Source organism: Pseudomonas sp. PDM18, assembly GCF_014852585.1.
GTDB lineage: Bacteria > Pseudomonadota > Gammaproteobacteria > Pseudomonadales > Pseudomonadaceae > Pseudomonas.
Genome location: NZ_JACVBX010000001.1, coordinates 843479 through 866368, shown reverse-complemented (window position 1 = coordinate 866368; position 22890 = coordinate 843479). Strand labels below are relative to the sequence as shown.

Annotated in this window: 26 protein-coding genes; 13 read left to right on the top strand and 13 right to left on the bottom strand. The window is 66.0% G+C overall.

The window, feature by feature from the left end:
- Positions 1–42 precede the first annotated feature (42 nt).
- The 3 genes from pta to IB274_RS04220 all read right to left on the bottom strand — a co-directional run bounded on the left by pta (position 43) and on the right by IB274_RS04220 (position 3756).
- Positions 43–2169 carry a phosphate acetyltransferase gene (pta, locus tag IB274_RS04230; RefSeq protein WP_192430785.1) on the bottom strand — a complete coding sequence of 709 codons (2127 nt, stop codon included), beginning with the start codon at positions 2167–2169 and terminating at the stop codon, positions 43–45.
- Positions 2170–2230: 61 nt separating this feature from the next.
- Entirely contained in the window at positions 2231–3421 is a 1191-nt protein-coding gene (locus IB274_RS04225; protein ID WP_192430784.1) for an acetate kinase, read from the bottom strand.
- A gap of 2 nt (positions 3422–3423) precedes the next feature.
- Positions 3424–3756, bottom strand: coding sequence for a DUF3565 domain-containing protein (locus tag IB274_RS04220; RefSeq protein ID WP_192430783.1), 333 nt, complete (start codon positions 3754–3756; stop codon positions 3424–3426).
- Between IB274_RS04220 and IB274_RS04215 the strand changes: the two genes are divergently transcribed.
- From IB274_RS04215 to IB274_RS04205, 3 genes are all read left to right on the top strand, one after another.
- Entirely contained in the window at positions 3725–4210 is a 486-nt protein-coding gene (locus tag IB274_RS04215; protein WP_192430782.1) for an FKBP-type peptidyl-prolyl cis-trans isomerase, read from the top strand. The two genes, IB274_RS04220 and IB274_RS04215, sit on opposite strands and share 32 nt — an antisense overlap.
- Positions 4211–4428: 218 nt before the next feature.
- Positions 4429–4914 (top strand): glutathione peroxidase, encoded by a 486-nt coding sequence (locus IB274_RS04210; protein WP_192430781.1) that lies wholly within the window; start codon positions 4429–4431, stop codon positions 4912–4914.
- Between the two features lie 113 nt (positions 4915–5027).
- On the top strand, positions 5028–5768 hold the full coding sequence (locus IB274_RS04205) for a nitroreductase family protein (protein ID WP_192430780.1): 741 nt from the start codon (positions 5028–5030) through the stop codon (positions 5766–5768).
- On the opposite strand, the gene IB274_RS04200 is transcribed toward IB274_RS04205, so the two are convergent.
- On the bottom strand, positions 5755–6162 hold the full coding sequence (locus tag IB274_RS04200) for a tautomerase family protein (protein WP_192430779.1): 408 nt from the start codon (positions 6160–6162) through the stop codon (positions 5755–5757). The genes IB274_RS04205 and IB274_RS04200 overlap by 14 nt on opposite strands.
- 107 nt (positions 6163–6269) lie before the next feature.
- Between IB274_RS04200 and IB274_RS04195 the strand changes: the two genes are divergently transcribed.
- The 4 genes from IB274_RS04195 (at position 6270) to IB274_RS04180 (ending at position 10273) form a co-directional block, all read left to right on the top strand.
- The gene (locus IB274_RS04195) at positions 6270–7160 is read left to right on the top strand and encodes a LysR substrate-binding domain-containing protein (protein ID WP_081516262.1); all 891 of its coding nucleotides are present in this window, start codon (positions 6270–6272) and stop codon (positions 7158–7160) included.
- A gap of 74 nt (positions 7161–7234) precedes the next feature.
- Positions 7235–7825 (top strand): TetR/AcrR family transcriptional regulator, encoded by a 591-nt coding sequence (locus IB274_RS04190; protein ID WP_192430778.1) that lies wholly within the window; start codon positions 7235–7237, stop codon positions 7823–7825.
- A 69-nt stretch (positions 7826–7894) separates the two neighbouring features.
- Positions 7895–9007 carry an NADH:flavin oxidoreductase gene (locus IB274_RS04185; RefSeq protein ID WP_192430777.1) on the top strand — a complete coding sequence of 371 codons (1113 nt, stop codon included), beginning with the start codon at positions 7895–7897 and terminating at the stop codon, positions 9005–9007.
- Positions 9008–9313: 306 nt separating this feature from the next.
- Positions 9314–10273: a DegV family protein gene (locus IB274_RS04180; RefSeq protein ID WP_192430776.1), complete on the top strand. Its 960-nt coding sequence runs from the start codon at positions 9314–9316 to the stop codon at positions 10271–10273.
- Between the two features lie 2 nt (positions 10274–10275).
- Here the strand turns inward: IB274_RS04180 and IB274_RS04175 are convergent, their stop codons facing one another.
- From IB274_RS04175 to IB274_RS04165, 3 genes are all read right to left on the bottom strand, one after another.
- Positions 10276–11472 carry a glycosyltransferase family 4 protein gene (locus IB274_RS04175; protein ID WP_192430775.1) on the bottom strand — a complete coding sequence of 399 codons (1197 nt, stop codon included), beginning with the start codon at positions 11470–11472 and terminating at the stop codon, positions 10276–10278.
- 83 nt (positions 11473–11555) lie between these two features.
- Positions 11556–12296: a sulfate transporter CysZ gene (cysZ, locus tag IB274_RS04170; RefSeq protein WP_192430774.1), complete on the bottom strand. Its 741-nt coding sequence runs from the start codon at positions 12294–12296 to the stop codon at positions 11556–11558.
- 97 nt (positions 12297–12393) lie between these two features.
- On the bottom strand, positions 12394–14325 hold the full coding sequence (locus IB274_RS04165) for a diguanylate cyclase domain-containing protein (RefSeq protein ID WP_192430773.1): 1932 nt from the start codon (positions 14323–14325) through the stop codon (positions 12394–12396).
- Positions 14326–14744: 419 nt separating this feature from the next.
- On the opposite strand from IB274_RS04165, the gene trxB reads away from it, so the two are divergent.
- The gene (gene trxB, locus IB274_RS04160) at positions 14745–15689 is read left to right on the top strand and encodes a thioredoxin-disulfide reductase (protein ID WP_192430772.1); all 945 of its coding nucleotides are present in this window, start codon (positions 14745–14747) and stop codon (positions 15687–15689) included.
- 375 nt (positions 15690–16064) lie between these two features.
- Here the strand turns inward: trxB and IB274_RS04155 are convergent, their stop codons facing one another.
- From IB274_RS04155 to folM, 5 genes are all read right to left on the bottom strand, one after another.
- Entirely contained in the window at positions 16065–16403 is a 339-nt protein-coding gene (locus tag IB274_RS04155; protein ID WP_192430771.1) for a HopJ type III effector protein, read from the bottom strand.
- A 12-nt stretch (positions 16404–16415) separates the two neighbouring features.
- A complete protein-coding gene (locus tag IB274_RS04150; protein ID WP_081516252.1) occupies positions 16416–16727 on the bottom strand; it encodes a DUF1244 domain-containing protein in 312 nt (103 codons plus the stop codon).
- 124 nt (positions 16728–16851) lie between these two features.
- Positions 16852–17223: a dihydroneopterin triphosphate 2'-epimerase gene (folX, locus tag IB274_RS04145; RefSeq protein WP_081516251.1), complete on the bottom strand. Its 372-nt coding sequence runs from the start codon at positions 17221–17223 to the stop codon at positions 16852–16854.
- Position 17224: 1 nt separating this feature from the next.
- Complete coding sequence (gene folE, locus IB274_RS04140) at positions 17225–17785, bottom strand: GTP cyclohydrolase I FolE (protein WP_192430770.1); 561 nt, start codon at positions 17783–17785, stop codon at positions 17225–17227.
- Positions 17786–17817: 32 nt separating this feature from the next.
- Positions 17818–18543, bottom strand: a complete 726-nt coding sequence (gene folM, locus IB274_RS04135; RefSeq protein WP_192430769.1) for a dihydromonapterin reductase — start codon at positions 18541–18543, stop codon at positions 17818–17820.
- Between the two features lie 145 nt (positions 18544–18688).
- On the opposite strand from folM, the gene IB274_RS04130 reads away from it, so the two are divergent.
- From IB274_RS04130 to IB274_RS04120, 3 genes are read left to right on the top strand one after another with little or no spacing between them, the layout of a single operon-like run.
- Positions 18689–19144, top strand: coding sequence for a flavodoxin (locus IB274_RS04130; RefSeq protein WP_081516248.1), 456 nt, complete (start codon positions 18689–18691; stop codon positions 19142–19144).
- The gene (locus IB274_RS04125) at positions 19144–19617 is read left to right on the top strand and encodes a cupin domain-containing protein (RefSeq protein WP_192430768.1); all 474 of its coding nucleotides are present in this window, start codon (positions 19144–19146) and stop codon (positions 19615–19617) included. The genes IB274_RS04130 and IB274_RS04125 overlap by 1 nt, the downstream gene beginning before the upstream one ends.
- Positions 19618–19627: 10 nt before the next feature.
- Positions 19628–20692, top strand: coding sequence for a hypothetical protein (locus IB274_RS04120; protein WP_192430767.1), 1065 nt, complete (start codon positions 19628–19630; stop codon positions 20690–20692).
- Positions 20693–20823: 131 nt separating this feature from the next.
- Here the strand turns inward: IB274_RS04120 and IB274_RS04115 are convergent, their stop codons facing one another.
- Positions 20824–21720 carry a LysR family transcriptional regulator gene (locus tag IB274_RS04115; RefSeq protein ID WP_192430766.1) on the bottom strand — a complete coding sequence of 299 codons (897 nt, stop codon included), beginning with the start codon at positions 21718–21720 and terminating at the stop codon, positions 20824–20826.
- Positions 21721–21833: 113 nt separating this feature from the next.
- On the opposite strand from IB274_RS04115, the gene IB274_RS04110 reads away from it, so the two are divergent.
- On the top strand, positions 21834–22211 hold the full coding sequence (locus IB274_RS04110) for a CidA/LrgA family protein (RefSeq protein WP_192430765.1): 378 nt from the start codon (positions 21834–21836) through the stop codon (positions 22209–22211).
- Positions 22198–22884, top strand: coding sequence for an LrgB family protein (locus IB274_RS04105; protein ID WP_192430764.1), 687 nt, complete (start codon positions 22198–22200; stop codon positions 22882–22884). Before IB274_RS04110 ends, IB274_RS04105 begins: the two co-directional genes overlap by 14 nt.
- The last annotated feature ends 6 nt before the right edge of the window (positions 22885–22890 follow it).

The following is a 22890-nucleotide window of genomic DNA, read 5'->3' as shown; positions in this document are numbered from 1 at the left end:
GCGCGTGATGCGTTCTTGGGCACATCCCTCGTGCCTTGGGTTTCAGCCGTCCTTGCCGCTGTCCGCCTGGATCGCCGTCAGCGCGATGGTATAGACGATGTCGTCCACCAGCGCCCCGCGCGACAGGTCGTTCACCGGTTTGCGCAAGCCCTGCAGCATCGGCCCGATGCTGACGCAGTCGGCACTGCGCTGGACCGCCTTGTAGGTGGTGTTCCCGGTGTTCAGGTCGGGGAACACATACACGTTGGCGCGTCCGGCCACCGGGCTGTCGGGCGCCTTCTGGCGGCCCACGCTGGCGATGGCGGCGGCATCATACTGCAAGGGGCCGTCGATCAACAGATCGGGGCGTTTTTCCCGCGCGATGCGCGTAGCTTCGCGGACTTTCTCGACATCTGCGCCAGTTCCGGAATCGCCGGTGGAGTAGCTGATCATCGCCACCCGCGGGGTGAGGCCGAACGCCTGCGCCGAGGCGGCACTCTGCAGGGCGATCTCCGCCAGGTCACTGGCCGAAGGATCGGGATTCACGGCGCAGTCGCCGTAGACCACCACCTGGTCGGGCAGCAACATGAAGAACACCGAGGACACCAGGTTGTAGCCGGGCGCCGTCTTGATCAGTTGCAAGGCCGGGCGAATGGTGTTGGCGGTGGTGTGGATGGCGCCGGAGACCAGGCCGTCCACTTCGTCCAGGGCGAGCATCATGGTGCCCAGCACCACGTTGTCCTCCAGTTGCTGCTCGGCCATCGGCGCGTTCAGGCTCTTGCCCTTGCGCAGCTCGACCATGGGCTCGACGTAGCGGCTGCGCACCAGGTCCGGGTCGACCACCTCCAGGTCCTCGGGCAGCACGATGCCGAGCATCTGCGCGACGGCCTGCACGTCGACGGGCTTGGCCAACAGCACGCAACGGGCGATGCCGCGGGCGTGGCAGATGGCGGCGGCCTGTACGGTGCGCGGCTCGCTGCCTTCTGGCAGGACGATGCGCTTGCCGGCACGGTTGGCGCGTTGGGTCAGCTGGTAGCGGAACACCGGCGGCGACAGGCGCAGTTCGTGGGGCGCGCCGCAGCGGTCCTTGAGCCACTCGAAGTCGATGTGTTCGGCGACGAACTCGGTGACGCGCTCGGCGCGCTCGCGGTCGTCCACCGGGATTTCCTTGTTCATCCGCGACAGGTCGCCGGCGGTGTCGAAGGAGCCGGTCTTCACCGTCAGCACCGGCAGGCCGCTCTGCAGCGCACTGCGGCAAAGCTCCATGATCCGCGCGTCCGGCGCCAGTCCCGAGCACAGCAGCAGGCCGGCCAGCGGCACGCCGTTCATGGCAGCCAGGCAGGCGGCGAGGATGATGTCATCGCGGTCGCCCGGCACCACCACCAGCACGCCGGGCTTGAGCAGGTGCACGGTGTTGGGCGCGGAGGGCGCGCAGAGGATGATCTTCTGCACGCGGCGTTGCTCGTAGTCGCCGGCGTTGAGCACGCTGGCGTCCAGCAGGTCGGCCACGTCGCGGGTGCGCGGCGCGTTCATCTCGTCCTGCCAGGGAATGCAGCCGAGCAGGCGCACGTCGCCGTCGCGCAGCAGCGGCGAGTGTTCCTTCAGGCGCTCGCCGAACAACCGCGCGGCTTCCTCGGCGTCGCGGGGCATGTCCTCGCGCTCGCCGCCGCGCACCTTGTTCACGATCAGGCCGGCCAGGTGCGGGTCGCGCGGGCCGCCGAACAGCTGGGCGAGGATCTCGATGCGGTCGGACAGCTCGCTCACCGTCTCGTTGTCCGGCGCGGAGACGAGGATCACCTCGGCGTCCACGCTGCGCGCCAGGTGCGCGTTGATACGCGCGGCGTAGCTGGCGTGCTTGGTCGGCACCATGCCCTCGACGATCATCACGTCCTTGTCGACGGCGGCGCTGTTGTACATGCCGACGATGTCCTCGAGCAGCTCGTCGAGCAGGCCGTCGCCGAGCATGCGCTCGACCTTGGATAGCGATAGCGGGGTGGGTGCGTTGAGGCCGTGGGTGCGCGCGACCAGTTCGCTGGAACGCTCCGGGCCGTCGTCCCCGGCGTGGGGCTGGGCGATGGGCTTGAAGAAGCCGACTTTCAGGCCGGCGCGTTGCAGGGCGCGGATCAAGCCCAGGCTGGTGGACGTCAGGCCGACACCGAAACCGGTCGGCGCGAGGAAGAAGGTGTGCATCCGGGCTCCTTAAGCCGTGCGGGAGTGGTCTGTGCCCTTGTGGGGCGCGACCGATGAATCTTCAGTCGAGCACGGCCAGGGTGTCGAGCGCGATCTGTTTTTCCTCGTTGGTGGGGATCACCAGCACACGGGGATGGCCCGCCAGGTGGATCGGCCCGCCGACGCCACGCACGCAGCGGGCATTGGCTTCGCCATCGAGTTCGAGATTGAGCACATGCAGGTGCTTGACCGTGAGGTTGCGCACCAGCGCGGAGTTCTCGCCGATGCCACCGGTGAAGATGATGCCGTCCAGGCGCGGGAGCGCACAGGTCAGCGAGGCCAGGGACTTGGCCAATCGGTAACAGAATACTTCGATGGCCAGCGCCGCATTGGCGTGGCCCTGCTCGCGGGCGTTCTCCAGGGTACGCATATCGTTGGACAGCCCCGACAGGCCGAGCAGGCCGCTGTCGTGGTTGAGCATGTGGTCGATTTTCTCCAGGCTCCAGCCCAGGGTGCGCGCCAGGTGGCTGTGCAGGTTCGGGTCGACGTCACCGGAGCGGGTGCCCATCATCAGGCCTTCCAGCGGGGTCAGGCCCATGCTGGTGTCGCGGCTCTGGCCGTTGGCGATGGCGCAGGTGGAGCTGCCGTTGCCCAGGTGCGCGGACAGCCAGTAGCTGTCGCCCACCGCCAGCCCGCTCATCTCGGCGGCCTTGTGGCTGACATAGCGGTGGCTGGTGCCGTGGAAGCCGTAGCGGCGTACGTGCTGCTCGCGGTACAGCGGCTCGGGGATGGCGTAGCGGTAGGCGCGCTCGGGCAGGCTCTGGTGGAAGGCGGTGTCGAATACCGCGATGTGCGGCAGGTCCGGATAGAGCGCCATGGCGGCGTCGATACCGACCAGGTTGGCCGGGTTGTGCAGCGGCGCCAGCGGCGAGGTCTCGCGGATCGCGCTGAGCACTTCTTCGGTCAGGCGCGAGGCCTGGGTGAAGCGCTCGCCGCCGTGTACTACGCGGTGGCCGATGGCATGCAGTTCGCCCTGCGCGGCTTGGGCTACCAGCGGCAGCAGGCGGGCGAGGGCAGCCTTGTGGTCGGCGCCGGGAATCTCCAGTGTTTGCGGCTGCTCGTCGGTCTCGCCCTGCCAGCGCAGGCTGGCGCCATTAGCGCCGAGGCGTTCGGCCAGGCCGTGGAGGATGAAATCGTCGCGGCCCTCTCGAACCAGAGCGAACTTGATCGACGAACTACCGCAGTTGATCACCAGGATATTGCGAGCCGGCATGCCTACTCCTTGTTGCTGTCGGAATCTTTGGCGCACCAGCCGCAGGGGAAGTCGCGGCCGATCTGCGCCATGCGCTGCTGCGGGTCCAGCACCCAGGGCCGAGACTGCCAGGGCGGCTGGTGGCGCAGATGCTGGGTATGGCCGCAGGACAAGACTGCCACCCAGTGGCCGTCTTCGTCCTGATGAAAGTCAAGCAGGCGCGGCGGGGCCGCGTGATCCCGTCCGTCCGTCTTCGGGTCGCATTCGGGGGCGTCGCCGCGTAAACTTACGCGCTCAACTTCTATATCAGATAGGTTTCGAACCATGCAGATCGCGGCCAACAAGGCGGTTTCCATCGACTATACCCTGACCAACGACGCGGGTGAGGTCATCGACAGCTCCGCCGGTGGCGCTCCGCTGGTTTACCTGCACGGCGCCAGCAACATCATCGGCGGCCTGGAAAAGGCCCTGGAAGGCAAGCAGGTCGGTGACGAGCTGGACGTGACCGTCGAGCCGGCCGATGCCTACGGCGAATACAGCGCCGAGCTGGTTGCCACCCTGACCCGCGAAATGTTCGAAGGCGTGGACGAGCTGGAAGTCGGCATGCAGTTCCACGCTTCCGCGCCGGACGGCGGCATGCAGATCGTCACCATCCGCGACATCGAAGGCGATGACGTGATCGTCGACGGCAACCACCCGCTGGCCGGCCAGCGCCTGAACTTCAAGGTGAAAGTGGTCGACATCCGCGACGCTTCCGCCGAAGAAGTCGCCCATGGCCACGTGCATGGCGAAGGTGGTCACCACCACTGATTGCCGTCACTCGGTCGCCTTCGACCGGGTGCAGCCATCATTGAGCTGCTACGCTCAATCGTGAAAGGCGCCTTCGGGCGCCTTTCTCATGCAAGTCGCTGTAACTGCAAAGAATGCCAGGGCATTTTTCCCGTATCGACTGGGATTGCGCAGCACGACGGACGCGTTGTCCGCTCCCTGCGCGGGCACTTTGTGCCTACCTCTTCAAGGAGCAAGCAATGAGCGCTTTTCACGATCTGACGCTGCATGGTCTCGACGGCCAGGATCTGCCGCTGGCCCCGCTCAAGGGCAAGGTCGTGCTGGTGGTCAACGTCGCCTCGAAATGCGGCCTGACTCCGCAGTACACCGGTCTGGAGCAGCTCTACCAGCAATACAAGGATCAGGGGTTCGTGGTGCTGGGCCTGCCATGCAACCAGTTCGCCGGGCAGGAGCCGGGCAGCGAATCCGAGATCCAGTCGTTCTGCTCGCTGAACTACGGGGTCAGCTTCCCCATGTCGGGCAAGCTCGAGGTGAACGGCTCCGAGCGCCACCCGCTGTACCGTCTGCTCGCGGGCGAGGGCGCCGAGTTCCCCGGCGACATCACCTGGAATTTCGAGAAGTTCCTCCTCGGCCCGGATGGCCGTGTGCTGGCCCGCTTCAGCCCGCGCACCACGCCGGATGATCCGGCGCTGATCCACGCTATCGAGAAGGCGCTGGGCGCCTGATCTTTCCCGGCGGGAGAGGGCGCATGCGCCAATCCCGCCGGCATTTCTCCCTTTCGTCTTGTTCCACGCCGATGGTGGCGGCTTAATCGGGCGACCTGCTTCCGGAGCCCGCCATGAGCCGTTTTGCCGTCGAGTCCGCCTGCCTGCCCGCCACGCCCGATGCCTTGCGCGCCCTGATCGAACAGCGCCGCGCGGTGCGCCGTTTCCTCGACGAGCCGGTGCCGGATGTCGTGCTGCGCGACTGCCTGGAACAGGCGGTGCTGGCGCCCAATGCCTGCAACCTGCAGCCCTGGAGCTTCCAGGTGATACGCGATGCCGAGCTGCGCCGCCGGCTGGCGCCAGTGTGCCTAGGGCAGAATGCGGCGCGCACGGCTCCGGTGCTGATCGCCGTGCTGGCGCGCCCGGATACCTGGCGCGAGTCCTGCGCGGCGATCCTCGATCAGTGGCCCGAAGCTAACGTTCCGGACAAGGTGCGCGACTTCTACCAGCGCACCGCGCCCTTCCAGTACAACCAGGGCGCGTTCGGCCTTCTCGGGCTGTTCAAGCGTGCGCTCTACTCGGTGGTCGGCCTGCGCCGCGCGCTGATGCGCCAACCCAACAGCCACGCCGAGATGCGGCTGTGGGCGGTGAAGTCCACCTCGCTGGCGGCGCAGAACCTGATGCTCGCCTTGCAGAGCCACGGCTTTGCCACCTGCCCCATGGAGGGCTTCGACGAGGTGCGGCTGCGCAAGGTGCTGCAGATTCCCCGGCGCGCAGTGCCGATCATGCTGCTGGCCGTCGGGCGGGCTGCCGACAACGGCGTCTACAACCCGCGCCTGCGCTTCCCGCTGGAGCAGCGCGTCAGCTGGCACTGACCGCATCGGGGCGCGTCAGCACGCCCATGCGTCCGCCGCCGAAGGACCAGTCGTCCGCCTCGCTGGTGGTGATCTGCACCATCACGTCCTCGCTGGCCAATCCCAGTCGCTCGCCCAGCAGCGCGTTGAGCCGGCGGTAGAGTGCCTGCTTGATCTGCGAGTCCCGTGGGCGGCCAATGGTGATGGCGATCAGCACGAAGTCGTTGCTCCGCGGCCCTCCCAGGTAGTGACGGTTGAACACGAACTCTTCTGCCTCGTGCTGGTGGATCATCACGAACTGATCGCCCTCCGGCACGTTGAAGGCCTCGTGCATGGCGTCGTAGACGGTGTCGGCGAGTTCGCGGAGGTAGTCGGGCTGCTTGCCCTTGAGCAGGGAGATGCGGACGGTAGGCATGGCGCCGTTCCTCGGTGAGTGATTGACGAGTTCAGGCTAGCCCGGCAATTTGATTCGGAAAATCGGGAAATATTTGACCGATAGTTCGAATAATCAGGATGGTTGCCATGGCCCGCATCAACTTCGACCTCGACGTGCTGCGCACCTTCGTCACCGGCATCGAGCTGGGCAGCTTCGCCCGCGCGGCGGATCGCCTGGGGCGTTCCACTTCCGCCGTCAGCGCGCAGCTGAAGAAGCTGGAAGAGCAGGCCGGCACTCCGGTGCTGCGCCGTGAGGGGCGTGGCATGGCGCTGACCGAGGCGGGCGAGACGCTGCTGGCCTATGCCCGCCGGCTGCTGGAGTTGAACGACGAAGCCGCCGGCGCCTTGCGCGGTGGCTCGCTGGAAGGCCGGGTGCGCCTTGGTCTGCAGGAAGACTTCGGTGAAACCCTGCTGCCCGCCGTGCTGGCACGCTTCGCCCGCGCCCACCCCAAGGTGCGCATCGAGGTACGCACGGCACGCAATCAGCAACTCATCGAAGGTGTGCGCAACGGTGAATTGGACCTGGCGCTGGCCTGGGAAACCGGCGAACGCACGCCGCACATGGAGCGCGTCGGCGCCGTGACGCAATGCTGGATCGGTGCGCCGGACGCACTCCCATCTCCCGGCGCGGAACCCTTGCCACTGGTGATGCTGGAGGCGCCGTGCCTGCTGCGCAGCGCGGCAACGGCGGCGCTGGATCGCGCCGGTATCCCCTGGCGCGTGGCGTTCACCAGTGCCGGGTTGTCCGGCATCTGGGCGGGAGTCGGCGCCGGGCTGGGCGTCGGCCTGCGCACACCGATCGGTCTGCCGGCCAGCGTCGAACGGCTGGACGCCGAGCGCGCCGGCCTGCCGTTGATGGCGCCGCTGGGCCTGTGCCTGCATCGCAGCGAAGCCGAGCCGGAAGCAGTGGTGGAGCGCCTGCGCGAACTGTTGCAGGAAGGCTTGGCAGAGCTGCTGGAAAGCCCGGCGATTCGCTGATTCGTTTCTGGAGGAAAATCACTGCGATCAATGGTGCTGGAAAAAGCGAGACGACCGGTCATATTCTTGCGCCCATGAACAGCATCCGACTCGACAAACGCGACCTGATCCTCGCCAAGGGCTCCCTGGCGATGACCCGCAGCGGCTACCACGGCACCGGCGTACTGGACATCGTCCAGGCCGCCGGCATCCCCAAGGGCTCCTTCTATCACTACTTCGAGAGCAAGGAAGACTTTGCCCTGCAGGCCCTGGAGCACCTGTACGCACCGCGCCTGGCGCGCTACGCCGAGGCGCTGGGCAACCCGGCACTGGGCCCGCGTGCGCGCATCCTCACCTATTACCGCGAACTGCTGGCGCATTTCGCCCGCCAGGAGAAGCTCGAATACCACTGCTTCATCGGCAGCCTGAGCTTCGAGATGGCCGAACTGTCGCCGGCCATCGCCGAGCGGGTCGACGGCATCCTCCAGCAGTCCATCGACACCTTGCGTGGCTGCCTGATCGACGCCCAGCGCGCTGGTGAGCTGCCGGCAGCGGAAAACGCCGAATCCCTCGCCGAGTTCATCGGCAACGCCTGGCAGGGCGTGCTGGCACGGATGAAAGTCAGTGCCTCGCTCAAACCGGTGGAGCGCTTTATCGAACGCCTGGAGCACCTGCTTCAGGCCTGATCTGCCTGAGTCATCATTTTCCTTTCCAAAAACGAGACGACCGGTCGCCTGGTCGTCATGGAGACCTCAATGACCGCATCCGTAGACACCCTGTTCTCGCCCTTCCGCCTGGGCGGCCTGGAACTGCCCACGCGCATCGTGATGGCGCCGATGACCCGCAACTTCACCCCGGGCGGCGTACCCCATGCCCAGGTGGTCGAGTACTACCGTCGCCGCGCGGCTGCCGGCGTCGGCCTGATCGTCACCGAAGGCACCACGGTCAACCACAAGGCCGCCAACGGTTACCCGAACGTACCGCGCTTCTACGGTGAAGACGCCCTGGCCGGCTGGAAGCAGGTGGTCGACGCCGTGCATGCCGAAGGCGGCAAGATCGTCCCGCAACTGTGGCACGTCGGCGCCGTGCGCCGCCTGGGTACCGAGCCGGACGCCAGCGTTCCGGGTTACGGTCCCAGCGGCAAGGAAAAGGACGGCACCGTGCTGGTCCATGAGATGACCAGGCAGGACATCCAGGATGTCATCGCCGCCTTCGCCCAGGCCGCCGTCGACGCGAAGGCCATCGGCATGGACGGCGTGGAAATCCACGGCGCCCACGGCTACCTGATCGACCAGTTCTTCTGGGACGGCAGCAACAAGCGCACCGACGAATACGGTGGCAGCCTGGCCAACCGTTCGCGCTTCGCCATCGAGCTGATCCAGGCCGTGCGCGCGGCCGTCGGCCCCGACTACCCGATCATCTTCCGCTTCTCCCAGTGGAAGCAGCAGGACTACAGCGCCCGCCTGGTACAGACCGCCGAAGAGCTGGAAGCCTTCCTCAAGCCGCTGTCGGATGCCGGCGTGGACATCTTCCACTGCTCTACCCGCCGCTTCTGGATTCCGGAATTCGAAGGCTCCGACCTCAACCTGGCCGGGTGGACCCGCCAACTCATCGGCAAGCCGACCATCACCGTCGGTAACGTCGGCCTGGATGGCAGCGAGTTCCTCGCCTTCTTCGGCAACACTGAGGAAGTCGCCCAGCCGTCGGGTATCGACGGTCTGCTGGAGCGCCTGAACAAGGAAGAGTTCGACCTGGTGGCTGTTGGCCGCGCCCTGCTGGTTGACCCGGACTGGGCAGTGAAGGTACGCGATGGCCGCCTGGCGGACATCAAGCCCTTCAGCCGCGATGCGCTGATGTCGCTGGCCTGATCCGCGAGCGGATGTGAAAAGCCCCTGGCGCCGATGGTGCCAGGGGCTTTTTGCTCTTCGTTAGAGCGCGGCTGCTCGCGAACGGACCCCGCTGGGGGCGATGTTCGCGAGCAATCTCGTTCCTAGAGATGCGTCTCGATGATGGCGGAGTATTGATTGTCTGAATGGTCTGAAAGCACCGTCCTAGGCGTTTACAAAACTTTTCCGAGACCCACCTTTCCGCATGCTGACTTCCCAGTCCGAAACGGGCAGAGTATGAACGCGTTCACACAACAATAGGCCGGGAGACGGCCATAGGAGTAAGTCATGCGGATCGGCTTGGCAGTCGATGCAACCTGCGACCTTCCCCCCGAGTTCCTTGCTGCCCACAACATTCGCGTGCTGCCCATCGGTATCCGCGTGGGCGAGCGGCGCATCGTCGATGACCGCGATCCCGACACCACCCTCAAATTCTATTCCCAGGACCTGCCCAAGGTCGGCCCGGAGGACGGCAGCGAACCGCTGACGCCGGCGCAGACCCACGACTGGTTCCTGGAGCAGTTGGTCACCGACTTCGACTACGTGATCTGCCTGACCGTGACCAGCCAGCGCAGCCCGATCTTCGAGCACGCCACCCAGGCCTCGTTCAGCCTGCTGCAGAGCTACAAGGAGCGCCGCGCCGCCGCGGGCATCGCCGGGCCGTTCGCATTGCGGGTGATCGACAGCCAGACCGTATTCGCCGGCCTTGCCGTGCTGGCCGCCGAAGGCGTGCGCCTGCTCGGCGAAGACCAGCATCCCAACGCCGTGCGTACCCGCCTGGAACAGCTCAGCCAGCAGATGAACACCTTCCTGGTCGCCAGCGACCTGGGGCACATCCGCCGCCGGGGCTTCCAGAAGGGCGACCGCAGCAGCATCGGCGACCGCCTGCGCGGTGCCTTCCTCGGCCTGGGCTCGATGCTCGACATGAAACCGGTGCTGAGTCTGGTACAGGGCGAGGACAAGCCGGTATCGGTGTCGCCGAACTACGAGAAGTCCGCCGAGCGGCTGCTCAACTTCGCCCGTGCGCGGGTCGAGGCGGGCGAGCTGCTGGCGCCGCAGATGTGCCTGAGCTACGCCGGCGATCCTTCCGCCCTGCGCGATCTGCCCGGTTTTGCGGCGCTGGAGGATGCCTGCGAGGCAAAAGGCATCCAGGTACACCTGGCGATGCTCAGCCCCACGGGGGGCATCAACCTCGGCGCGGGTGCCATGAGCCTGTCCTTCGCCGCCGAGCCCAAGCCCTTCACCTGATCCTATTTGTGGATTTCAGGGTGCCCCAGGCCGCCGGGGTTCTTCCCCGGCAAGGCTGTGCGGCAGGCTGCCTGCAGATAGCCCTCGAAACGCTCGACCACCGTGTCCCACGCCTGATGGATGGCGTGGTGGCGCGCGTTGAGGCGCACCCGGCGCAGGCGCTCCGGGTCGCTCAGCAACCAGCTCGCCGCTTCGAAGAAGCTCTGCTCTTCCCCCGGCACGCCGAGCACGCCGTTGTGCCCGTGGCGAATGTGCTGGCCGGCGGCTGCCTGGTCGAAAGCCACCACGCCCAGCCCTGATGCCAAGGCTTCCAGGACCACGTTGCCGAAGGTTTCCGACAGGCTGGGAAACAGGAATAGGTCGCCGCTGGCGTAGTGCCGGGCCAGTTCCTCGCCCCGCTGCAGGCCACAGAAGATCGCTTCGGGAAGTTCCTTCTGCAAATGCGCGCGCTGCGGGCCGTCGCCGACTATCACCAGACGCAGCTTGAGCTGCGGGTGCGCCGCGCACAGCGCGCGGAAGCTGTTGCCCAGAAGCGACAGGTTCTTCTCCGCCGCCAGCCGACCTACATGCAGCACGGCGATGTCGCGCTCGCCCAGGCCCCATTCGCGGCGCAGCGCTTCATCGCGCCGGGCGGGGTTGAACAGTTTGCTGTCGACGCCGCGCGAGAGTTGCGCAAGACGTTCGAAACCGCGCCGTTGCAGTTCCATGGACTGGCTGGCGCTGGGCACCAGGGTCTGCTGGGTGCGGTTGTGGAACCAGCGCAGGTACAGCGTCACCAGGCGCATCAGCGGGCCGAAGCCGTAGTGCGCGCTGTACTGCTGGAAGTTGGTGTGGAAGCCGCTGATCACCGGGATCCGAAGGCGCCGCGCGGCTCGCAGGGCGGCGAGGCCGAGCGGGCCTTCGGTGGCGATGTAGAGCACGTCCGGGCGGGTGCTGTTCCAGTGGCGCAGCAGCTTGTGCAGGCAGGACTGGCCCCATTGCAGGCCGGGATAGCCCGGCAGCGGCCAGCCACGGGTGAGCACCAGCTCGCCATCGCTGTGACGGCCTTCATCGCCCTGCTGGCGCGGGCGCACGACCTGAATCTGGTGGCCAAGGCGTAACAGCCCAGAGGCCAGTCGACCCAGGGTGTTGGCAACGCCGTTGATTTCCGGCGGAAAGGTTTCGCTGATCAGCGCGATGCGCAGAGGAGTCGTAGTCATGCTCGCAGTGTCCCGGCGCGCGGTGGCGCGCCGATGACAGAGCGATGATCGATAGGTGACAGGCGCTCGGGCAGTGCCGTTGTTTACTTCACCAGCGCCTTGTCCCCGCCTTCGCGCACCCAGAACAGCACGGCGCCGGCCACGGCGGCGGGCATGGCGACCAGGTTGACCACCGGGATCAGCAGCGCCAGGTAGGTGATGCCGCCAAAGCCCATGCACGCCCAGCGCTTGCTGCGCAGCCAGGCGAGCATCTCGTTCCAGCCCAGCTTGTGGTTGTCCGCCGGGTAGTCGATGTACTGCACGGCCATCATCCACACGCCAAAGAGCAGCCACAGCGGCGCGGCGATCAGGTTCAGGCCGGGTATCAGGCTGAGGATGAACAGGCCGATGGCGCGCGGCAGGAAGTAGCCGAGCTTGCGCAGCTCGCGACCGATGGTCCGGGGCACCATTGCCATCAGCTCGCCCCAGCTGAATTCGGGGAAATCGTCGGTGCCGCGCACTACCACTTCGACCTTCTCCGCCAGGAAGCCGTTGAAGGGCGCGGCAATGATGTTGGCGATCATGGTGAAGGTGAAAAACACGATCAGCAGCACCAGCGCCACGAAAAGCGGCCAGAGGATGAACTGCAGGAAGCTGAGCCAGTCCGGCAGGCTGGGCATCAACCAGTCGACCCAATGGCTGAACTGGTTGATGGCGAAGCCGATCAGGCCGACGAACAGCAGGATGTTGATGCTCAGGGGCAGCAGGACGAACAGTCGCAGGCCGGGGCGCATCATCAGTTTCAGGCCTTCGCTGAGGTATTGCGGGCCGTTCAGGGTGGACATCGGACTCTCCAGGGTTGAACCGTAGGCGACCTTAGCAGACCCGGCGAACGGCCGGCGAGCTGTCTGTTTTGCCGGGTATGTGTTCGCGGACCGGCGTTCAGGCGGCCGTGTAGCGATAGCAGCGGTTGCGTTCCTGCTTGGCTTGGTACATGGCGATGTCGGCGGCGCGGGTGAGGGCGTCGGCGTCGTCGGCATCCTGAGGGTAGAAGGCGATGCCGATGCTGGGAGTGACGAAGTCGATCACTTGGCCGCCCAGGTGGTATTCGGCGCCGAGCACGGCCAGCAGGCGCATGCCCAGGGCTTCGGCCTGATCCGGCTCGGCATTCTCCAGCAGCACGGCGAACTCGTCGCCGCCCAGCCGGAAGGCCTGGTCGGGCTGGCGCAGGCTGCTGCGCATGCGCTCGCCGACCGTGCTGAGCAGGGCATCGCCGAGGGCGTGGCCAAAGCGGTCGTTGACCTGCTTGAAGCGGTCGAGGTCGATGTACAGCAGGGCCACCCGGTTGCTGTGCACGACGGCGCGGTGCAGTTGTTCGTTGAACGCCTTGCGGTTGCCCAGTTGAGTGAGGGTGTCGCGGTAGGCCAGGTCGATGAGCTGCTTCTGGTAGGCCACCTGGTCGCTGATGTCGCGCAGGATGCCGCGGAATCCCTGGAACTCGCCCTGGCCGTCGCGGATCGCCGAGAGCCGCGTCTCGCAGCTCACCAGCCTGCCGTCGCGGCGCTTGAAGGGCGCGGAGAAGGTGGTTTCCTGTTCGTCGTCGCGGGCTTGCTCGTAGAGGCTGCGAGCGCGTAGCAGGTCCGCTTCCTGCAGTAATATGCCGAAGTGCTGGCCGTCGAGCTGCTCGGCGCTGTAGCCGAGCATCCGGCACAGCGCCGGATTGAGCGTGCGGATGATGCCGCGGGTGTCCATCTCGAAATAGCCGTCGCGGATCGCGTCGAGGATAGCCCGGTCGCGCGCCTCGCTCTGTTCCAGGCGGTCAAGCATATGGTTCATCTCGCTGGCCAGCAGGCCCAGTTCGTCCTGCCCCTGCGGGCTCAGGCGCGAGGGGGTGTCGTCCTGGCCGATGCCCGCGACTTCGCGGTTCATCGTGGAAACCCTGCGGATGATGCGGAATTCCAGGGCCACGTAGGCGAGCAGGGTGGCGCCGCCGAGCAGCGCCAGGGTCAGGTAGAGGAACAGGCGCACTGATTGCTGGCCTTGCTGGTACAGCGGCCGCGGGCTGGTCAGTTCCAGGCGCAGTTGCGGACGGCCACGGGAGTCGAGGTAGAGCAGGGACATCTGCTGGCTATTCTCGTCCAGCAGGCGTCGTGGGCTGAGCAGGGTGGCGCCGCGCCCGGTGGGAATGTTCAGGGTGCGCCAGTCAGTGCCTTTCACCTCGTCCTGGACTAGGCGCAGGCTCGCGCCCATCTGGGTCTGCAGGCTGTACATGCGCGCGCCGTCGAGCAGCACGCCGGCGATGACCACGCCAGCCGGCTCGGCGGTTCCGGCGCTATTGCTGATGGGGTAGCTGAGCAGCAACTGGGGGATGCCTTCGATCTGCAGCAATTGGTCGAGGCTGTGCCGCGGGTCGCCGTCGATATCCAGCGCGCCCAGTTGCAGCGCGGTGGCCAGGATGCTCCGACGCAGTTGCTCGGCGTCCGGGACTTGCTGGCGGGGGAAGCGCTTGGACAGTCCATCGAGCTTCCATTGCTGGGCGAGGATGTGCCCGTCACGGTCGACATACAGCACGTAGTCGAAGCCGAGGATGCCCAGCAGGTCCTGGTCCAGGTTGTCCTCCACGAAGCGTGCCTGCGGCAGGTGCATGAACTGGTAGCTGGCGTCCCACCACGCGTAGCTGTGGACGATGTCGAGGTTGCGCTGTTTCTCGTAGGCAACGCGGTTGTGGACGATGCGCACCTCGTCGGCCAGGTGCTGGCGGTCCCCGCGATCGAAGCGGTCGAGCAGGATCATGTCCGACAGCAGCCAGACCCCGACAAGGCTCGCGATGAACAGGGGCAGACACAGCCATAGCAGGCGGGTGCGAAGGTTCATGGTGATACGGGTGACCTTTTGTTCTTGAGTCTAGCCATCCAGGCAGTGGGTGCCCGCTGCATAGGGGCAGTCTATGAAGGGAATTGAGATTGGACATTTCAGCAGGACGCAGCGGCGGCGGTAAGCTGCGCGCCATCTGCTATCGAACAAGTTCGAGGGTCGATCCGCAGCTCCCTGACTTATCTCAAAGAGTCCGGGGCGACTGCGGAAATCCCTGACTTATCTCAAGGGATTCCCGGCGTTCTGCAGGACAATGCGAATTGTGACCTGGGTCACACCGCATTGCCCACGGTCTCCGGGCCATGCGGTTCGCGCAAGAAACTTTTACGTGGAGCTGCCGCCCTCCCAACCTTCCCCCTGGTGCTTTGGCAGCTCCCTTTTCTTTGCCCGACTCATCCACCTCAGCACTGGAGACTGTCATGTCCGATCGTCACGCGCGCGTCATCATTCTGGGTTCCGGGCCGGCCGGCTACAGCGCCGCGGTCTATGCTGCCCGCGCCAACCTTAAGCCGTTGCTGATCACCGGGATGCAGGCGGGCGGCCAACTGATCACCACCACCGAAGTCGACAACTGGCCGGGCGATCCCCATGGCCTCACCGGCCCGGCACTGATGCAGCGCATGCAGGAACACGCCGAGCGCTTCGAGACCGAGATTGTCTTCGACCACATCCATGGCGTTGACCTGGCCGGCAAGCCTTTCGTGCTCAAGGGCGACAGTGGCACCTACACCGCTGACGCGCTGATCATCGCCACCGGCGCCAGCGCGCGTTACCTGGGCCTGCCCTCGGAAGAGAGCTTCATGGGCAAGGGCGTGTCCGCCTGCGCCACCTGCGACGGTTTCTTCTACCGCAACCGCGAAGTGGCGGTGGTCGGCGGCGGTAACACCGCCGTGGAAGAGGCCCTGTACCTGGCCAATATCGCCAGCAAGGTCACCCTGGTGCACCGTCGCGAAAGCTTCCGCGCCGAGAAGATCCTGCAGGACAAACTGCGAGCGCGCATCGCTGAAGGCAAGATCGAACTACGCCTGAATGCCCAGGTGGAGGAAGTGCTGGGCGACGACATGGGCGTCACCGGCGTGCGCCTGCGCCACAACGATGGCGAGGTTTCCGAACTGAAGGTGGATGGCCTGTTCGTCGCCATCGGCCACACGCCCAATACCTCGCTGTTCGAAGGCCAGCTTGAGCTGAAGGACGGTTATCTGGTGGTCACCGGCAGTCGTGACGGCAATGCCACTGCGACCAATATTCCCGGTGTCTTCGCCGCCGGCGACGTGGCCGACCACGTCTACCGCCAGGCGATCACCTCCGCTGGCGCCGGCTGCATGGCCGCGCTGGATGTGGAGCGTTACCTGGATTCCCTGTAACGGCCCGAAGTGCCGGCGTGCAGGAAGGGGCCCCGCTTGCGGGGCCTTTTTCTTTCCCGCTCAGCGAGGCGGGTGCTTTTCGCAGGTGGGGCTTTTCGTAGGAGCGAGCTTGCTCGCGAACCTCCCGGACGCTCATCCCTCCGATATTACGGCGGAGTTCGAACGTAGGATGGCGTGGAGCGCAGCGAAACCCATCGCTGGCGACGTGTGGGGCAGCATGGCTATCGCAAGCTCCACCCACCTGCGAAAAAAATTTGCCGGCGATGGCGGCAGAGTGCGGTTCGCGAGCAAGCTCGCTCCTATAGGGTGAGTCCGGCGCACAGCCCTAAGAAAAAGCCCCGCTGATGCGGGGCTTTTTCATGGAGCGGGCTAACCTCAGCCGCGGCGCGACAGCGGCTGGCGCTCGAAGTTGACGCCGGCCAGGCCCGTGACCATCAGGGCGCGGATATTGGCGTGGTCGGTGCCCTCGGGGTTCTCGCGCACGGCGCGGTAGTGCTCGCCGAACGCCAGCAGCGACTCTTCCTGGCTCAGGCCTTCGAGGATCGCGAAACCGAGGGTCTTGCAGGAACCTTCGTTCTGCCCGGCGGGGTTTTCCACGCTGCCGTTGGTGAAGGCGCTGGGGGTGTAGCTGTAGTGCTCGGCGATGTACGCCAGGGTGTCGGTGAACAGGTGCTGCTCGCTGCGCAGGCGCGAGCGAAAATCGTTGAGGGTCATCAAGGCAAACTCTTAGTGTTTCTTCGCGTGGTCGAAGGCCGCCTGTTGCTCGGGCGAGGCTTCCGTCTGGTACTTGGCCTTCCATTCGGCGTAAGGCATGCCGTAGATCTCTTCGCGGGCCTGATCCGGGCTGACTGGCAGGCCCATGTCGTCCGCTGCGGCCTTGTACCACTTGGACAGGCAGTTGCGGCAGAACCCGGCAAGATTCATCAGATCGATGTTCTGCACGTCCTTGCGGGTACGCAGGTGCTGCACCAGGGTACGGAAGGCGGCGGCTTCGAGTTCGGTGCGCTGCTCGTCGGTCAGGTTCATCGGCTCGGTCATGGCAGGTCTCTCAACAAGGGCGCATCGGAGGCGCATGGCGGGGCTGGCGAGATTCTAAGAGGCGGGCGATCTGCCAGCAACGCCCGTTGGCCGACTGGTACGGGCGTGCAAGCGAAGGCGCGGCTCAGCGCTGGGCGGCCAGGGCGATCGATACCGACTCGGCGAAGCGCAGCGCGTGGGGCTTGTCCACTTCCACCTCGGCGTAGTGCACGGCCGGATTGGCCATCACCAGGTCGAGCAGTTCCTGAGTCAGGCGCTCGAGCAGGGCGAAGCGGTTTTCCTCCACGTGGGCGATGATCGCCTTGGTGATGGTGCGGTAGTTCAGCGCGTGGTCGATGTCGTTGACCTGCACCGCATCGCCGGCGGGGTAGAGGATGGTGAGATTGATCAGCACATCCTGCTTGTTGAGGATTTCTTCTTCCTTGATGCCGATGTAGGTGCGCACGCGCAGGTCCTTGACCCGGATTCGCGCCATGCCCGGCTGCAATTGCGTCATTTCACTTGCTCCGTCCGATCAGTTGCAGGAATTCCTGGCGGGTATTGGTGGAGGCGCGGAAGGCGCCGAGCATCACCGAGGTGTTCATTACCGAGTTCTGCTTCTCTACCCCGCGCATCATCATGCACATGTGCTGCGCCTCGATCACCACCGCCACGCCGGCGGCGCTGGTGACCTGCTGGACTGCCTCGGCGATCTGCCGGGTCAGGCTTTCCTGGATCTGCAGGCGGCGGGCAAACATGTCGACGATGCGCGCGACTTTCGACAGGCCCAGCACCTTGCCGGTGGGAATGTATGCCACATGTGCCTTGCCGATGAAGGGCAGCAGGTGATGTTCGCACAGCGAGTAGAGCTCGATGTCCTTCACGATCACCATTTCATCATTGTCCGAGGCGAACAGCGCGCCGTTGACGATCTCGTCCAGCGTCTGCCCGTAGCCGTGGCAGAGGTACTGCATGGCCTTGGCCGCGCGCTTGGGCGTGTCCAGCAGGCCTTCGCGGGTCGGGTCTTCGCCGAGCCCCTGGAGAATCTCACGGTAGTGGTGAGACAGGTCTTCAATCATGGTGGGAGTTCCTCGCGCCCGCGCCGGGCGGGTCATTTGAGGTGCCGGCCGCCGTTGACGGTGAGGGTAGTGCCGGTCACGTAGGGGCTGTCGAGCAGGTAGCGCACGCTCTGGTAGATCACGTCCGGGCCCGGCTCGATGCCCATGACGGATTTCGCCAGGGTGCGGGCGCGGTAGGCGTCGTCGTCGCCTTCGTTGAACAGGATCAGTGCCGGCGCGATGCCGTTGACCTTGATGCGTGGCGCAAGGCTCGCGGCGAAGGACAGGGTGAGGTTGTCCAGGCCGGCCTTGCTGGCGCAGTAGGCGATGCGGTTGGCGCTGCCCTTGCGGGCGACGTCGTCGGAGAGGTGGATGATATCCGCTGGGGCGCCGCGCTCGGCGGCGTCGCGTTCGAGCAGCGGCGCGCAGCGCAAGTTGATCAGGTAGGGCGCGAGCATGTGCAGGCGGAACAGCGACTCGAAGGCCTGGGCCTCCTCGCCGGGCTTGTCGCCGATCCACGCCGAGGCGTTGTGGATGATCGCGCGCAGCCGGTCGGTGCAGGACTTCAGCTCGTCGATGAAGGCGAGGATGCCGGCTTCATCGGCCAGTTCGGCGTGCAGGCAGGTGGCGCCCAGTTCGCGTAGTTCGGCGATGCCGGGCTTGTCCTGGCGATAGGTCACGATGACCGGCTGGCCTTGGAGCAGCAGGCGTTTTGCGCAATGCAGGCCGATACGCTGGCTGGCGCCGGTGATCAGGATGGGGGCTGGGGTCTGGCCCATGCGCGCCTCGCGAAAATCCACTTCAGGGAGCGCCGCGGCGGACAATGTCCTAGCGGCCGGGTAGGGCAAAACTATACCAGCCCCGGCGCGGTGCGGCACGGATGGGGCATAATGGGCGGCCTTGTCTTGCCTTGTGGGAGTGAACATGAAAGTCGCCATCGTGTCCGGTTCGGTCTACGGCACCGCCGAAGAAGTCGCGCGCCACGCCAAGCGCTTGCTCGAAGCCGCCGGCTTCGAAGCCTGGTACGACCCGCGCGCCACCCTGGACGCCATGCTTGAGTTCGCTCCCGAGGCCTTCCTGGTGGTGACCGCCACCACCGGCATGGGTGACCTGCCGGACAGCTTCCAGCCGCTGTTCCATGCCATCCGCGACCGCCTGCCGGGCGAGTGGCGCGGTCGTCCGGGCGCCGTGCTGGCGCTGGGCGATTCCAGCTACGGCGATACCTACTGCGGCGGCGGTGAGCAGGTGCGCGAGCTGTACGCTGAACTGGGCGTGCAGGAAGTGGTGCCAATGCTGCGCCTGGACGGCAGCGAGACGGTGGATCAGGAGACCGACTCCGAACCCTGGCTGGCCGATTTCATCGCCGCGCTGAAGGCCTGATGCATCCCCGCGCCCGCCATCTGATCGACATCCTGCAGCTCGCCCCGCATCCCGAGGGCGGCTTCTACCGGCGAGTGTTCGAATCGGACCTGGTGGGCGCCGATGGCCGGCCGCAGTCGTCGGCCATTCTGTTTCTGCTGCCCGCCGGCACTGTCAGCCGCTGGCACCGCGTGGACGCCGATGAGCTCTGGCATTTTCACGAAGGCAGTCCGCTGGAGCTGCTGACCGCCGATCGACCCGATGCCGACGTGCACCGCGAAATCCTCGGCCCGGTGAGCGAGGGCAGCCTGCCGCAACGGGCCGTGCCCGCGCATGCCTGGCAGGCCGCACGCTGTCTGGGCGATTACGTGCTGGTGGGATGCACCGTCTCGCCGGCCTTTGAGTTCGCCGGCTTCGGGCTGCTGGCCGATGATGTCGAGGCGCAGCGGCAGTGGCCGCGCCTGATGGAATATGAGTTCAACGATCTGATCTGAGGGGCCAAGGATGATCCCGGTACCGCTGTTTTCCACGACCTTCCTGGTCGTGCTCGGAGTTTCCTCGCTGGCTGTGCTGGTGCTGCTGCTGTGGCTGCTGATGCTGGTGCTGTTCCGCTCCGCGCGACAGTGGTGGGGGCGTCATCGCCTTGCCTGCTGGAGCCTGCTGGTCTTACTGCTGGTGCTCTGTGTTCCGCAGGCCTACATGGCTTACATCTGGCATGTGGTAGGCGAGGAGATGCGGCAGGAAGAAGCTGCCCGTCATCCGACGCTCACCGAGCCCGCGCGCATCCGTGGTCTCGACGTGCCGGCTGGCACGCGTCTGTCGTTGCCCGGCTCCCATGACTGGCAGGCAGCCGAAGAGGTCGTATTCCCGGTGCCGACGCGGGTCCATGGAGTGTCCGCGCTCGCGGTGCGCTTCAGCTCGACCTGGGACGATCAGGCGCCGCCGGGCAGTTCGGTGGAAATTCCCGTCCACGAATTGCGCATCGTCGCGTTGGCCACGATCGACGGCTGGCACTGCAGCCCGCAGGCGCCCCTGCGCCTGGCGGTGCGGGCGGAATCGGAGATCCTGCTGATGGGTTGCCAGGTTGCGGAGGACAATCGTGCTGCCGACCTGGACATCCCGCCGGGCAGCGAACTGATGCGTTACACCACCTCCTACGGCGATGGCCTGCGCGACCCGAACGTCTGGCGCATAGACGTGCACGCGCCGCTGCAACTGGCGCAGCTACCGCTGTCGGGCGTCACGCTGCTGCTGGACAGCGAGCGCAAGCTGTACGGCTTCGAAAGTGCCAACCTGGCGCGAGACTTCACCCTGGGTGAGATAAGCTATCCGGCCGGGACGCAGCTCCAATCCGTCAACCGCACCCTGCGCGATCGCGCTCCAGGCGCGTGGCTGTTCACGCCCGTGGCCGGCAAGGTGGCCAGGCGCGCGGACGGCGGGACGATTGCCGAAGGCATGACCGTGGTCCAGCAACCGGACGGACGCATCGAGGGCGAGTTGCCCAACGATCAGGCCGGCGTGATCGTCTTCGACACCTTCGACTTCTCACCTGAGGATTCGGGTTCGTAGGCTGGGCAGCGTCTGAGCGAGAAGCATCCTGCGAGAGCGCATCTTCTCCGTTCTATCGGGGTAAAGGCCTTGGCGCCGATCCGCTCTTCGTAGGACCGATGGGGCGCCCAGCCCTTGCTCGCGAACTCGCCTCACTCCGATCCCGGCGGATGCAGTGGCATCTCGACCATCAGCCCCAGCCAGGCCTTCGCGGCATTCGACAGGTACGCGTCGCGACGCCAGATGAAACTGATGTCCCAGCGCAGGTCCGGCCGGCTCAGCAGCACGCGCACCAGCCCCGGTCGCTCCAAGTCCTTTGCCACCACGCGCGGTAGCAGCACCGCGCCTTGCCCGGCGGCGACCAGAGCGCCGAGGAAGTCCGCCTGGCCGCTGCGGCCGCCTTCCTTCGGCTCGAAACCGGCCTCGCGGCAGGCGCGCAGCAGGCGGTCGTTGAGGGTGAAGCTTTGTTGATAGAGCAAGAAGGGCGTGTCGGAGAGTTCCGCCAGTTCCAGGCTGTCGCGCCCGGCCAGTGGATGCGCGTCGGGCAGCAGCACGTCCAGCGGCTCGTTGCAGAAGGGCTGCCATTCGAAGCCGGAGTCATCCGGTGTCAGGCCGCCGCCCAGCTCCAGCTCGCCGCTGTAGACCATTTCTTCCATGGTCTTGCTGCCGCCCTCGATCAGGTGCACATCGATGTTCGGGTAGCGCCGTCGGTACTCGGCGAATCGTCCGGCGAACAGTGCGTCTGCGCCCAGCAGCGGCAGGCCCAGGCGCAGCTCACCGCGGTGCAGTTGGGTGAGATCGTCCAGTTCGGTATGCAGCTCGCGGCGCAGGCGCAGCATGTCCTCGGCGCGGCGCAACACCACTTCGCCTGCGGCAGTCAGGCGAATATGCGGGCCACTGCGCTCCAGTAGTTGCACGCGCAGGCTCTGTTCCAGTTGCGCGACCTGCTTGCTCACCGCCGACTGGCTGGCGTTCAGATACACCGCCGCCTGGGTGAAACTACCGTGGCGCACGACCTCGGCGAAGGTGCGCAGCTGCTTGAATTCCATTCTGGAATGGCTCCGATTCGATCTATTCGCTTTGGGGATGATAGGTGCGGGAGTAGGCTTTGCACCACACCAACCGATTTTCTTCATCCGCCCCACGCACCGAGATCGCCGCCATGTTCCGCCGTGCCGCCCGCCTGATGTTTGAACTCGCCGTGCTCGCCGCCTTCTGGTGGTTCGGCGGCTGGATCGCCACCCTCACCGGACTGCCGGTACCGGGCAGCGTCATCGGGTTGGCGTTGCTGCTGGTGCTTTTCGCCTGCGGGGCGATACGCCCGGCCCTGCTGCAGGGTGGCGCCGGCCTGCTGCTGGCGGAGATGCTGCTGTTCTTCATCCCCGCCCTGATGAGCCTGCTCGACTACGGCCCGCTGCTGCGTAGCGAGGGCTGGAAGATTCTGCTGGTGATCACCGCCAGCACCGTGATGGTGATGCTCTCCACCGCCCTGGCGGTGGAGTGGATGTGCCGCTGGAGATCGCGCCATGAGCCTCGATAAGCAAGCCCTGTTCTGGTTGGCCGTGACCCTGGGCGGTTACCTGCTCAGCCGTACCCTCTACCGCCGTTTCCAGCAGTACTGGCTGTCGCCCATCGTCTTCGTGCCGGTGCTGCTGTTCGCCCTGGCTATCCCGCTGCAGGTTCGTTACGCAGACTACGCCCGAGACACCAGTTGGCTGGTGGCGCTTCTCGGCCCGGCCACCGTGGCCTTCGCTATCCCGATCTGGCAACAGCGCGCCTTGCTTGCCCGCCACTGGCCGGCGCTGCTGACCGGCATGCTGGCTGGCTCGACCATGGCCATCGGCAGTTCCTGGGCGCTGGCCCACGCGCTGGCGCTGGACGGCCAGGTGACCCTGTCGCTGATCCCGCGCTCGATCACTACGCCCTTCGCCATGGAAATGTCCCACGACCTGGGCGGCGTGCCGGCGCTGACCGCGGCCTTCGTAATGATCACGGGGGTATTCGGCGCCATGATCGGCGGCGTGCTGATGAAGCTGCTGCCGCTGCGTTCCGCCCTGGCCCGTGGTGCGCTGCTGGGCGTTGGCGCCCATGGCGCGGGTACCAGCCGGGCCTACGAGTTCGGTGGGGAAGAGGGATCGGCGGCCGGGCTGCTGATGGTCCTGACCGGGCTGTTCAACCTGCTGCTGGCGCCCGTCCTGGTCTGGTGCCTGTAAAGGGCA

Excerpts from the sequence above, each read along its gene's own strand:
- IB274_RS04215 (WP_192430782.1), top strand. The coding sequence starts at position 3,725 with ATGCAGATCGCGGCCAACAAGGCGGTTTCCATCGACTATACCCTGACC.
- cysZ (WP_192430774.1), bottom strand. The coding sequence starts at position 12,296 with ATGTCCACCCTGAACGGCCCGCAATACCTCAGCGAAGGCCTGAAACTG.
- folE (WP_192430770.1), bottom strand. The coding sequence starts at position 17,785 with ATGATTGAAGACCTGTCTCACCACTACCGTGAGATTCTCCAGGGGCTC.
- pta (WP_192430785.1), bottom strand. The coding sequence starts at position 2,169 with ATGCACACCTTCTTCCTCGCGCCGACCGGTTTCGGTGTCGGCCTGACG.
- IB274_RS04190 (WP_192430778.1), top strand. The coding sequence starts at position 7,235 with ATGAACAGCATCCGACTCGACAAACGCGACCTGATCCTCGCCAAGGGC.
- IB274_RS04225 (WP_192430784.1), bottom strand. The coding sequence starts at position 3,421 with ATGCCGGCTCGCAATATCCTGGTGATCAACTGCGGTAGTTCGTCGATC.
- folM (WP_192430769.1), bottom strand. The coding sequence starts at position 18,543 with ATGGGCCAGACCCCAGCCCCCATCCTGATCACCGGCGCCAGCCAGCGT.
- IB274_RS04120 (WP_192430767.1), top strand. The coding sequence starts at position 19,628 with ATGATCCCGGTACCGCTGTTTTCCACGACCTTCCTGGTCGTGCTCGGA.
- IB274_RS04150 (WP_081516252.1), bottom strand. The coding sequence starts at position 16,727 with ATGACCGAGCCGATGAACCTGACCGACGAGCAGCGCACCGAACTCGAA.
- IB274_RS04125 (WP_192430768.1), top strand. The coding sequence starts at position 19,144 with ATGCATCCCCGCGCCCGCCATCTGATCGACATCCTGCAGCTCGCCCCG.
- IB274_RS04195 (WP_081516262.1), top strand. The coding sequence starts at position 6,270 with ATGGCCCGCATCAACTTCGACCTCGACGTGCTGCGCACCTTCGTCACC.
- IB274_RS04105 (WP_192430764.1), top strand. The coding sequence starts at position 22,198 with ATGAGCCTCGATAAGCAAGCCCTGTTCTGGTTGGCCGTGACCCTGGGC.
- trxB (WP_192430772.1), top strand. The coding sequence starts at position 14,745 with ATGTCCGATCGTCACGCGCGCGTCATCATTCTGGGTTCCGGGCCGGCC.
- IB274_RS04175 (WP_192430775.1), bottom strand. The coding sequence starts at position 11,472 with ATGACTACGACTCCTCTGCGCATCGCGCTGATCAGCGAAACCTTTCCG.
- IB274_RS04110 (WP_192430765.1), top strand. The coding sequence starts at position 21,834 with ATGTTCCGCCGTGCCGCCCGCCTGATGTTTGAACTCGCCGTGCTCGCC.
- IB274_RS04210 (WP_192430781.1), top strand. The coding sequence starts at position 4,429 with ATGAGCGCTTTTCACGATCTGACGCTGCATGGTCTCGACGGCCAGGAT.
- IB274_RS04155 (WP_192430771.1), bottom strand. The coding sequence starts at position 16,403 with ATGACCCTCAACGATTTTCGCTCGCGCCTGCGCAGCGAGCAGCACCTG.
- IB274_RS04220 (WP_192430783.1), bottom strand. The coding sequence starts at position 3,756 with ATGGAAACCGCCTTGTTGGCCGCGATCTGCATGGTTCGAAACCTATCT.
- folX (WP_081516251.1), bottom strand. The coding sequence starts at position 17,223 with ATGACGCAATTGCAGCCGGGCATGGCGCGAATCCGGGTCAAGGACCTG.
- IB274_RS04165 (WP_192430773.1), bottom strand. The coding sequence starts at position 14,325 with ATGAACCTTCGCACCCGCCTGCTATGGCTGTGTCTGCCCCTGTTCATC.
- IB274_RS04185 (WP_192430777.1), top strand. The coding sequence starts at position 7,895 with ATGACCGCATCCGTAGACACCCTGTTCTCGCCCTTCCGCCTGGGCGGC.
- IB274_RS04205 (WP_192430780.1), top strand. The coding sequence starts at position 5,028 with ATGAGCCGTTTTGCCGTCGAGTCCGCCTGCCTGCCCGCCACGCCCGAT.
- IB274_RS04115 (WP_192430766.1), bottom strand. The coding sequence starts at position 21,720 with ATGGAATTCAAGCAGCTGCGCACCTTCGCCGAGGTCGTGCGCCACGGT.
- IB274_RS04200 (WP_192430779.1), bottom strand. The coding sequence starts at position 6,162 with ATGCCTACCGTCCGCATCTCCCTGCTCAAGGGCAAGCAGCCCGACTAC.
- IB274_RS04130 (WP_081516248.1), top strand. The coding sequence starts at position 18,689 with ATGAAAGTCGCCATCGTGTCCGGTTCGGTCTACGGCACCGCCGAAGAA.
- IB274_RS04180 (WP_192430776.1), top strand. The coding sequence starts at position 9,314 with ATGCGGATCGGCTTGGCAGTCGATGCAACCTGCGACCTTCCCCCCGAG.